Source organism: Pyramidobacter sp. CG50-2, from assembly GCF_003612005.1.
In the GTDB taxonomy this organism is placed as follows: Bacteria; Synergistota; Synergistia; order Synergistales; family Dethiosulfovibrionaceae; genus Pyramidobacter.
The window spans coordinates 1-10,479 of the sequence record NZ_RAWT01000068.1 but is presented as its reverse complement, the minus strand read 5'-3'; the positions used below and the strand labels follow the sequence as shown (position 1 = coordinate 10,479).

Here is a 10,479-nt window from a genome sequence, read left to right as displayed (position 1 = left end):
TTTCAGTTGAGGGTCACTTTTGTATGCTCTTTTTTCGGACAATTTCCTCGTAACAGCTTTTCATCCCCTTGAATTTGCTCCGTTAGCGCAATCTTGATCGTTATTATGTGTTCGTAATGACTGCTTGCTGCTTTTGTCCTGTCAAAGTAAATGCAACCCCGTCGCATTTACTTTGACGAGGTTGCATTTACTCTGAAAATTTACCCTTTTGTACTCGCGACTGGCAAGGGCGTACCTCAACGGCGAGCTTGACGTGAAGCCCTCGACGGAAGAAAACGTCTTGTGAATGGTAAAACCGGCACAGGCCGAGAATCAGGAGGTATGAGGCCTGTCCCCCTTTCATCGCCGTCTAGGGGTGAAACCACCTGACTTCAGTAATTCTGAAGTTGGCGCGTCCATGACCGGAATACTGTTCCGCTCATTCCCCGTTCAGGGTATAGGTTCTGCATAATTTGCAGATCCTTTTCATCATCAACGTTCCCGTGCGCGCAGAGCGTGAAGGGTACGGCGTTTCACCGCCCCCCCCTGCATTGTTTCACAGTATAGGGGTGTTCCGTTTTAGAACCCCCCTTGTAAAAGGATGTCCATAGTGTGGACGCCCTGGGGCGGGAACCGCGACGCAGGAATAGCTGACGGGGTAAGTTCAACTTAGGGCGTTCAGACGGGCGTAAAATTGCACTCGTTGAAGGGGGTAACGTTTCGTTCCCCCCCCGGGGAAGTTGTTCCTTGTCGGAAGAAATCTGGTAGAACAAGGTCGAAAGGGGCCTTCATATTCGCGTCAGAAGGCCCCAAACTTAGGTCAGGTAATAGAATCATACCTGTAATGTAAAATGGAGGCTAAAAATGGCATATTTCAAGATCAAAGGTCAATCTGCAAGCGCCGGTTATACCACGGGTGAATACGGCGGCCCTCGTACCGACATCATCGAGGCGGCCGACAGGGACGGCGCGCTCGAGGCGGCCGTAAGGAGCGGCTTTTACCGCAAGGGGCTGACGGCTGAACTGTGCCGCGGCAAGTGGGCCTGTTACGCGAAAGAGGGCGGCAAGCTGGCCAAAGTCTGCGAGGTCTACGCGAACAACGGCACGGAAGCCAGGCTGGCGGCCCTGAAGTTCCACGGGTACAAGTTTGTGGAAGAGGTCAGGCAGATTTCGGCGTGATGATCCCGAAGCGCAGCTCTTGCAGCAGGCTCTCAAACGGGAATTTCAGGTGCAGTGAAGATGAACGGCCTTCGTAAACGCGCTGCAAGGCTCGTAACTTGATTGAGGTGATATAATCATACCTGTGAAACAAAGAAGCCCCCACAGCGGGCGGCTGTGAAGGGCTGAGTAGTTTATCCGATCTTTCTGGGCGCTCTTTTCCTCGCGGGAACCAACAGTTCGGCGGGCGAAGAGAGCGCCTGCTCTTTTCTGAGGTCGTCGGTGGTCAGGTGGATGTAGCGCTGCGTCATCTGCGGGCCATGATGGCCCATGAGACGCTGAAGGACTTCGCCGCTCATGCCGGCCCTGAGGTGGAGCGTGCAGGCGGCGTGTCTCAGGTCGTAGGGCTTGAACGTGGTGCCGTCTTTCAATCGGTAGCCTTTCAGACGGTCGTTCCAGCGTTCCACGGCAAGACGCCGCCCCGTGACGCTGGCGAAAACATACATTTCCGCGTCCCATTCGCGCGGCCGGCGCTGTATGACGTGCCTCAGCGCGGCGGCCGTGGTCGGCGAGAGGGGGATGATCCTCTCTTCGCGGGTCTTGGCGGCGTGCGCCGGAATGACGACCGCGAGAGAAGAGAAGTTGAAGTCGGCCGGAAGCAGCTGGAGCGCTTCGCCGGGGCGCGTGGCCGTGTCGAGCGTGAAGAGGATCAGGGCGTAGTCCCGAAGCCCCGCCCATGTGGAACGGTCTGGAAGCGCCAGCAACTCTTTCACCTTCGCGGCGTCGATGTCGCGGAACCGTCCCGGCGCGCTGCGGCGCTTCAGGCCCCTGAACGGATCGGGTTCCGGCTGTTGTATCCCCTCTTCGACACACCAGCGCCAGAAAGCGCGGACGTAGATCAGCCGCAGGTTGTAGGTGGCCGGAGCGACCTCCTGGCTGAGCCACGAAAGGAAGGCGGTGCGCATCTTCAGCGGGCTGCTCCACGCTTGCGGGAAGGCGGCGAAGAATTGCCGGATCGTCTTTGCGTATTCCTTGCACGTCTTGGGCGCGGCCTTGGCGGCGGCTTTGCAGGTCAGAAAGCTTTGCGCGGCTTCATCGATCGACGTTATGGGCCTCTCATTCATAAGGAAAAGCGTTCGTGCGGATGTCATTTCTCCATTCTCCTTGTGGAATCATTCTGTTTACAACGCTGAAATATCTGAAAATTTCGAGTCGATGAATCAGCTGCTGCTGGCGGAAGCCGCTCTTGTCCAGCGGGGCATGAGGTGTTATAATCGCTGGCGTCGTAGGGTGTGGGCATTTTGCGGGGCAAGGCAGCTGACTCGAAATCAGCCAGGGGTTCACGCCCCTCGGGGGTTCAAATCCTCTTCCCTCCGCCATGATTTTTTGTGAAAATCATAAAAAGCCCCCTTCGCGGGGGCTTTTTGCTATACTGGCGCCAGGGGGAATCAATAAGTTTCAGGGGGGATCATCGTGCAGCACAGTTGAAGACTGCGGCGAGTACCGCGTGCTGAAAATCGACTGATTCCATCAAAAACGGCCGCGTCTGGCGCAATCTCTCGACTTTGTGATATAACGGAACGGTGAATTGTGATGAAGGGTGAGGAACGAATGGCGGACGATGAAAAAAGCGTTGCGGCGGCAGAGGTGCAGCCGGAGCCTGGGAAAGACTTCTGGACGCTGTGCGTCAAAGGGACGGTCGAAGAGATCAAGGGAAGAGTCGCTGCGGAGCAAATCGACGTCACACAGCCGTTTCGCGACGGGATTACGCCGTTGTACCTGGCGGCGCAGAATAACTCGCTGGCAGTGGTTCAATATTTTCTCGATGCCGGGGCTGACGTCAACGTGCGGACGACGGGCGAATACGGTGATACGATCCTTCACGCCGCGGTCTGGACGAAGGATCTTCGCGTCGTGCAGGCGCTGCTTGAGCACGGAGCGGATCCGATGGCGACGAACGCCAAAGGCTGGACGCCGCTTCGGCTGGCGCGTTACCACGTGCGCGGCAAGGAGATGCTTCAGCTCCTGATCAAACACATGAAACTGGAGCCTGCCGAGAACGGCCGCTCGTATGAGGGAACGATCGAGTATGTGGATCTCTGGTCGAAAAGATGTTATCAGCTGTGCGGCACTACGCTGATCGAACATTCCATGAATCGCCTGAACACGTCGAATATTTCTCTGGGAGAGACGGACCGGATCACGTACGGCTCTTCGCAGAAGCGCAAGGCCGTGGTCGTGAATACGGTGCCGGCAGGATAGGCGTAAATTGACTGCGACGGACATGATACTAATTCTTGATAGAAAGTATTAACATAGTTTCCCGGGCGCTGCGGAGGAGTTCAGTCGCTCAGAACTCCCTCGACCGCTGCGCGGTCTGCGCAGCTCGCTTTGTGAATCTCCTCCGCAGCGCCTCTGCATTCGGCATTTTAATTGAGAAATAGTATGAGATAAAAGCGGCGCGGGCCGTGTAGATTTTTGCGAGTCCGGCGCCGTCTGGATTCCGCGGCATCAAAAGGCCGATAGGAGAGGAAGAATCTCTCCTATCGGCCTTTTGCATACTTTGAATGCCGGTTACTTCACGGCGGCCGGATCAGCGGCTTTGTTTGCCGCATCCTCGGTGAAAGCCGGTTTCAGTCCGTCCAGCTTTTCATCGGGAAGGGCGTCGGCAGGCGGAACGTCGTCGCTCTTGACGGTGAAGAGTTCGGGGGCGACGATCTCCACGTTCATCTTATCGGTCAGCCCCTTGATGTAGTTGCGCTGGGCCTCCATTATTTTGCTCTGAAGGAGCATCGTCTTGATGCTGTCGGACACTTCGGAGAGAGGACGCACGTCTTCCGAGACGGCCCTGATGCGGTGCACGACGAAATAATCCTGACTGGTGATCTCGATAGGGGCGGAGGTTTCGCCGTCGTTCAGCGCGGAAAGAGGCTCGAGCTTGCCGACCATCTCCGTCGCGGCGATGCGCTCGTGAACGTCGCTCGAGGTCGCCTGGACAATGTCGGCCGAAACGATCGTAAGGGCCTTGTCCCAGTCCTTGTCCGCCTTCACTTCTTCGGCGAATTTGTCGGCGGCCTCTTTGTTTTTCAGCTGGACAAAGTCGGCTTCGATGCCGGCCGGCAACGTGAAGTTGCCGCGCAGCGCGTCGTACAGGGCTTTGATCTCGTCGTCGGAAACGACCACGCCGCCGGAAACGTCTTCCAGCATCTTGTTGATGGCCAGCTGGCGGGCGATCTCGGCTTTGACCTGTTCGAGGCTGCTGCCCTGGTTCTTCAGCGTCTGCATGAAGGCTTCTCTGGTCACGTACTGATTCTCGACCTCTTTCAGCTGCTTGTCGACGTCGTCGGCGGGGGCGCTGATTTTCAGGCGGGCGACTTCGTCGATGACGGCGCGGTTGGACACCATTTCGTCGAACACGGCTTTGTAGATAAGCGGCATTTGTTTGTCGGACAGGTCGCGGATGCCGTTGCGCTCGACGAACGAGCGCAGGTGTTCCTGCAGCTGGCTGATGTGCAGTTCTTCGCCGTTGACTTTGGCGACCACGAAATCGCCGGTGCGCTGATTGTCGGAGTCGGAGGAACTGCCCGTGCCGTACATGAACCCGACGGAAGCGGTGAAGATGACGATAAACAGGGCGAGGATCCACTTGATCTGAGTGCGAAGCGCAGTAAGTATCTGCAAGTGACTTTACTCCTTTCGAATTGGCAGCGTGAAAAATTCTGTTTCAGCCCAAGAATTGTACCATAAAACATTAAACCGTGGCGAGAGATGTGCCGACGGTCCGTTCCGTTTTCAAAGGAACGGAGAGCTGAACGGCGCTTTCCATGACCTGGCCGAGCTCCATGGCGGTCTGTTCGGCCCGATCCTGCGGGCATTCGCAGACGATGGAGTCGTGGACCTGGAGCACCATGGCCACGTCGCGGCCGGCAAAATGCGCGGCGACTTTGTTCATGGCGATCTTGGTGATGTCGGCGGCCGTCCCCTGGATCGGGGCGTTGATGGCGACGCGTTTTTGGTGGTCTTTCGTCTGGTTCCCGGTGGCGATCTCGTCCATCGGGCGGCGGCGGCCGAAAAGCGTGGACGTGTAGCCGACTTCGAGGGATTTTTTCTTGCTCGTTTCCATGTATTCCCGTACGCCCGGGAGAGCGGCAAAGTAGGCGTCCATGATCTGGAACGCGGTGTTGCGGTCCGTCCCCAGCCGGGAGGCGAGGCCGAAAACGCTCATGCCGTAGATCAGGCCGAAGCTGACGGTCTTGGCGCTGCGGCGCAGCTCCTTGGTGACGGCGTCGGCGGGGAGGCCGAAGATCATGGCGGCGGTTTCGGTGTGGATATCCCGATCCGACTTGAAGATCTCGATCAGCTGCGGATCTCCCGAGAGATGGGCCAGCACGCGCAGTTCGATCTGCGAATAATCGGCGGCGGCGAAGCAATGCCCCGGCCGCGACGGGATCAGACATTCGCGGATCCTCTGCCCCCAGCCGCTGTAAGCCGGCAGGTTCTGCATGTTGGGATCGCGGCTGCTGAGGCGCCCCGTGCCGGTCGTCAGCGATTCGAAGGTGCTGTGGATCAGACCGTCCTCGCCGGCCGCGCTCAGCAGCGGATGCACGAAGCCGGAGGCCATTTTCTGAAGCTCGCGGTATTCCAGGAGCTGCCCCGGGATTTCGCAGCGCGCGCCGCAGATCTCCCGCAGCTGTTCAAGCACCGACACGTCGGTGGAGTAGCCGGTCTTTGTTTTCTTGACGACGGGAAGCCCCAGTTTTTCAAAGAGAAGCTCCCCGATCTGTTTGGGCGAGTTGAGATTGATCTCGCATCCGGCCGCTTCGTAGACTTTTTCGGTGATCGCGTTCAGCTGACGTTCCAGCTCCCGCGAAAGCGCCAGCATTTTTTCGCGGTCGAGGCGGATGCCGCGGCGCTCCATGTCGACCAAGGAGGGGATCAGAGGCAGGTCGATCTCGTTCATGACCCGCGTCATGTCCTGTGCGGCGATTTTTTCTTCCATGGAGCGGGCGATGGCCAACAGGCGCAGCGCCCGGCCGGGCGAAAGTTCGAGGCCGATCTCCTTCGAGATGTCGTAGCTTTCCAGATCGGGATGGAGCAGGTACCAGGCGGTCTTGACGTCCCAAAGCCCGCCGAGGCGCGGCCGCTCCATCAGGTAACACAGCGCCTTGGCGTCGAGACAGACGACCCTGTTGTCCAACAGTTCGTCCAAACGCGGCGCCAGTTCGGCCAGCGTGCCCTGCCACCAGCTGCCGTCGGGGGCGGCGAGGATGACGCGGCGCGACTGCAGCGTTTCTTCTTTGATCGTGTATGGAACGGGCGCGCCGGATTCTTCGAGATCGAGCGCGATCCTTGGCGCGCACAGGATCGTGTCCAGCGGGATCGCGGCAGCGGGGGGGACGGCCTCGCCGAAGTCGTCCCCGGTACTGACGGGCGACGGCCGCGCCGCCTCCGCCGGCGGATTCCCGGCGGGGGATTTTTTCTTTTCGGCTGCGGCGCCGAAGGATTCGGCCGCCTTTTTCATGCCCAGTCGGGCGCAGAAAGCGCCGAACGCTTCCAGATCGACCGCCGCTTCTTTCGAGATGAATTCGCTCAGGTCCTCGTCGCATTTGAGCCGCGTCAGTTTGCGGTTCGCGACGGCCTGCGCGCCGTGCTCGCTCATTTTTTTCTGCAGCGCTGGCTTGAGTTCGCCGGCATGTTCCAGAATGCCTTCGATGGAGCCGTAACTTTGCAGCAGTTTCGAAGCGGTCTTCTCGCCCACGCCGGGCACGCCTGGGATGTTGTCGATCGAGTCGCCCATCAGCGCCAGATAATCGACCATTGTGTCCGGAGGGAAACCGTATTTTTCGGTAAAGTGAGGAACGTCGTATTCCTCGAAAGACGAGACGCCCTTGCCGGGGCGGAGGATCTTCACGCCCGGACGCAGCACCTGCATGATGTCCTTGTCCGAGGTGAGGATCAGCACCTCGTCGCCGCGAGACGCGAACTGCACGGCGGCCGAACCGATCAGGTCGTCGGCCTCGACCGAAGGACGCTCCATGATGTGGACGCCCAGAAGCGGAAGCATTTCGTGGAGCAGCGGAACCTGAATTTTGAACTCCTCGGGCGTCGGCCGGCGCGTGGCTTTGTATTCGGGATAGAGCTGGTGGCGGAACGTCGGCTCCTTCATGTCGAACGCCGCGTAGATCTCGTCGGGACGCCGGTCGTGTCTGACTTTGGCGAACATGTTGAAGAAGCCGACCAGCGCGTTGGTGGGCGTGCCGTCGGGGGCGTTCAGCTCGGGGATCGCGTAAAAGGCGCGAAAGGCGATGCCGTGTCCGTCGATAAGCAAAATCTTTTTTCCAGGCATTTCCATAAACCTCCAGGACGGGTTATAATGCTCTCTGAATCTCTGCGGATTTTCTTCCGCATCCGTTTGTCTATTGTACACGCGATGAACCAATTATGTGAGGAGGAACTTTTATAAATGGCGGATGAAGTGAGAGTACGTTTCGCGCCCAGCCCCACCGGCGCGCTGCATATCGGCGGCGCTCACACGGCGCTTTTCAACTGGTTGTGGGCCCGTCATACCGGCGGAAAGTTTATCCTTCGCATCGAGGACACCGACCGCGTCCGTTCGACCGCGGAATACGAAGAGACGATCATGGCCGGGATGAAATGGCTGAATCTCGACTGGGACGAAGGGCCCGACGTCGGCGGCGATTACGGACCGTACCGTCAGACCGAACGCCTCGACCTTTACAATAAATACGCTCAGCGGCTTCTCGACGAAGGCAAAGCCTACAAGGACGGCAGCGCGGTCATCTACAAAGTGCCGCTTGGGCTGGACATCGGCTTCGACGACGCAGTCTACGGCCACGTGGACTACAAGAGCGACGCGCTGATCGACGGCCGTACCGGCGTGATGAAGGACATCGTGCTGATCAAAAGCGACGGTTTCCCTACCTATAATTACGCCGTCGTCGTCGACGATCATCTGATGAAGATCTCTCACGTCATCCGCGGCGAAGACCACATCTCCAACACGCCCAAGCAGGTCCTGATCTACAAGGCGCTGGGCTGGGAGATGCCCAAGTTCGCCCATCTGCCCATGATCCTCGGCAAGGACAAGAAAAAACTCTCCAAACGCCACGGCGCCACCAGCGTTTACGAATACCGCGACATGGGCTACCTGCCCGATTCGATCTTCAACTTTCTGGCGCTGCTGGGCTGGGCTCCGAAGGGGAACGTGGAAGTGTTCGGCCGCGACCTGGCCATCAAGGAATACGAACTTCGCAACATCAACCGCAAGTCCTCGGTCTTCGATTTTGACAAGCTGAATTTCATCAATCAGGAACACATCACGGAAATGCCCGTCAGGGAAAAATTCGAACTGGTCCGTCCTTTCTGGGAAGAAATGGGTGTGGACTGCGGCAAACTCGATCTGGATTATCTCGGCAAATGCTTCGGGATCATGGCCGGCCGCGGCAAGACGATCAAGGAGCTGGCGGAGTTCTCCGACTATCTCGTGACCTTTGCGCCCGTGGCGGCCCGGTACGACGGCAGCGACCTGACGGACGAACGCCGCGTCCTGCTGAAAAAGTTCAATACCGATTTTCTGTCTCGTCCCGAGCTGGTCACGCCCGATCAGATGCTGGCCTTCGCGCGCGAGTGGTGCGACGCCAACGGAGCCAAGCTGAAAGACATCGCCATGCCGCTGCGCTACATGCTGACCGGCTACAAAGTCAGCCCCGGCATCTTCGAAGTGATCGAACTGCTGGGCCGCGACGAGGTGTCCAGGAGACTGCGGCATTATAACGTCCTCTGACTTTCGTCGCGCGGTGCAAAGACTGCTTTTGAAAATGCACGTGCGCTTTCTCTGCCGAGGAAGGGAAACGCAATGTATAAAAATCCTTGAAAAAACGTGCGCGCGCTAATTTCAAGTTTGACATTTCAGAAGAATCGTTGTATATTTTCCCCGTACTCGGAGAATCTTCCGGGCGCTCCCGAACTGGTCGGGATTTTTCATCACGTTTTTTTTGGAGGCATGTACTTTGAAGGGCAAAGTGAAATGGTTCAACAGCACCAAGGGCTTCGGTTTCATCACCACCGAAGAGGGCAAGGACGTTTTTGTCCATTTTAGCGCTATCAAGATGGACGGCTACAAGTCCCTTGAGGAGAACGAAGAAGTCGAGTTCGACGTCGTCGATGGTGAAAAGGGCCCTCAGGCTGCTAACGTCGTCCGTCTGTAGGACGACCGTTAGTGATTGAACCCTTTTTAGATTAAAAAAGAAGGCCGGCAGATCTGATCTGTCGGCCTTTATGCTATTACGCAAAAAAAGCGAGTTCTCCCCAAGGAGAATCCGCCGTGGAACAAAACGCGCTATCGACTCTTTTTTGATTTTTGATTTGTTTTCTGGCGCCAGACGTACACTGCTACGACAGCTGTGCAAACAGCGCAGAGAGCGAAACTGACCTCCGAAAGATGCCGCCGGATCAGCGATTGATTGGCGCCAAGCCAGTAACCCAGCAGCGTCAGGATGACGACCCAGATGCCGGCGCCAAGCGTCGTGTAGAAACAGAAGCGCGTCAGGTTCATGCGGGCGATCCCGGCCGGCAGCGAGATATACTGACGGATCACCGGGATCAGACGGCCGACGAACGTGCTGATATGGCCGTGACGCTCGAAGAACGAGTCGGCTTTGTCAAGAACTTCCGACGTGATCCCGAAGTGTTTGCCGTACTTGATGAAAAAGGGGCGCCCAAAACGCAGCGACAGCCAGTAATTAAACAGCGCTCCCAACAGACTGCCCGCAATCCCCGCAAGAAGCACCCCCAGCAGCGACATGTGTCCTCCGTGGGCCAAAAAGCCGGCCGGAGGCATAACGACTTCGCTGGGGAAAGGGAAAAAGGACGATTCCAGGAACATCAGTGCGACGATTCCCGTATATCCCAGCGAGCCGATCGTATCCACCAGCCAGCTGACCAAACTGCCAAAAACATCGCTTAGCATGACTTCACCCCGCTCGACGATTTTTCTAAGATCCGTGATCGATTAAAAGTCTAGGGCTTGTTTAAAAAACATTTCAGCTTGTATTATTTCAATAAAATAACACTGGCAGCAACAAGAACAAAAGCGAAAAACGAAGCGTCAAGTTTGTCATAGCGGGTGAAAATTCTACGGAACCATTTGATTTTCTGAAAGAAACATTCAACCAAGTGTCGTTCCTTGTAAACATGCTCATCTATAAACCACGGTTCGGGATTATCGCTCTTCGGCGGGATAGTGTAACTTCCCTCCCGAGAAGTAATGTACTCTCTGATGGCTTGCGAACCGTAAGCCTTATCGCCGATGACGTTGCTCCC

Annotated in this window: 9 protein-coding genes; 4 read left to right on the top strand and 5 right to left on the bottom strand. The window is 57.2% G+C overall.

Annotated elements, in window-relative coordinates; translation table 11 throughout:
- The first annotated feature begins 843 nt into the window (after positions 1-843).
- Entirely contained in the window at positions 844-1,158 is a 315-nt protein-coding gene (locus tag D7D26_RS11100) for a hypothetical protein (protein ID WP_120373086.1), read from the top strand.
- A gap of 173 nt (positions 1,159-1,331) precedes the next feature.
- On the opposite strand, the gene D7D26_RS11095 is transcribed toward D7D26_RS11100, so the two are convergent.
- Positions 1,332-2,261 (bottom strand): tyrosine-type recombinase/integrase, encoded by a 930-nt coding sequence (locus D7D26_RS11095; RefSeq protein WP_233543554.1) that lies wholly within the window; start codon positions 2,259-2,261, stop codon positions 1,332-1,334.
- Positions 2,262-2,748: 487 nt separating this feature from the next.
- Here D7D26_RS11095 and D7D26_RS11085 point away from each other — a divergent pair, with 487 nt between their 5' ends.
- A complete protein-coding gene (locus D7D26_RS11085; protein ID WP_158606349.1) occupies positions 2,749-3,399 on the top strand; it encodes an ankyrin repeat domain-containing protein in 651 nt (216 codons plus the stop codon).
- A 312-nt stretch (positions 3,400-3,711) separates the two neighbouring features.
- On the opposite strand, the gene D7D26_RS11080 is transcribed toward D7D26_RS11085, so the two are convergent.
- Both D7D26_RS11080 and D7D26_RS11075 read right to left on the bottom strand, forming a co-directional pair.
- The gene (locus D7D26_RS11080) at positions 3,712-4,818 is read right to left on the bottom strand and encodes a SurA N-terminal domain-containing protein (protein WP_120373083.1); all 1,107 of its coding nucleotides are present in this window, start codon (positions 4,816-4,818) and stop codon (positions 3,712-3,714) included.
- 70 nt (positions 4,819-4,888) lie between these two features.
- Entirely contained in the window at positions 4,889-7,483 is a 2,595-nt protein-coding gene (locus D7D26_RS11075) for a DNA polymerase (RefSeq protein ID WP_233543552.1), read from the bottom strand.
- Between the two features lie 117 nt (positions 7,484-7,600).
- Here D7D26_RS11075 and gltX point away from each other — a divergent pair, with 117 nt between their 5' ends.
- Both gltX and D7D26_RS11065 read left to right on the top strand, forming a co-directional pair.
- The gene (gene gltX, locus D7D26_RS11070) at positions 7,601-8,941 is read left to right on the top strand and encodes a glutamate--tRNA ligase (RefSeq protein ID WP_120373081.1); all 1,341 of its coding nucleotides are present in this window, start codon (positions 7,601-7,603) and stop codon (positions 8,939-8,941) included.
- A 226-nt stretch (positions 8,942-9,167) separates the two neighbouring features.
- Entirely contained in the window at positions 9,168-9,365 is a 198-nt protein-coding gene (locus tag D7D26_RS11065) for a cold shock domain-containing protein (protein WP_040550697.1), read from the top strand.
- Between the two features lie 131 nt (positions 9,366-9,496).
- On the opposite strand, the gene D7D26_RS11060 is transcribed toward D7D26_RS11065, so the two are convergent.
- Positions 9,497-10,126 carry a DedA family protein gene (locus D7D26_RS11060; RefSeq protein WP_120373080.1) on the bottom strand — a complete coding sequence of 210 codons (630 nt, stop codon included), beginning with the start codon at positions 10,124-10,126 and terminating at the stop codon, positions 9,497-9,499.
- A gap of 83 nt (positions 10,127-10,209) precedes the next feature.
- Positions 10,210-10,479: transposase (locus tag D7D26_RS11055; protein WP_147413033.1), on the bottom strand; the 270-nt coding region annotated here is incomplete at its 5' end.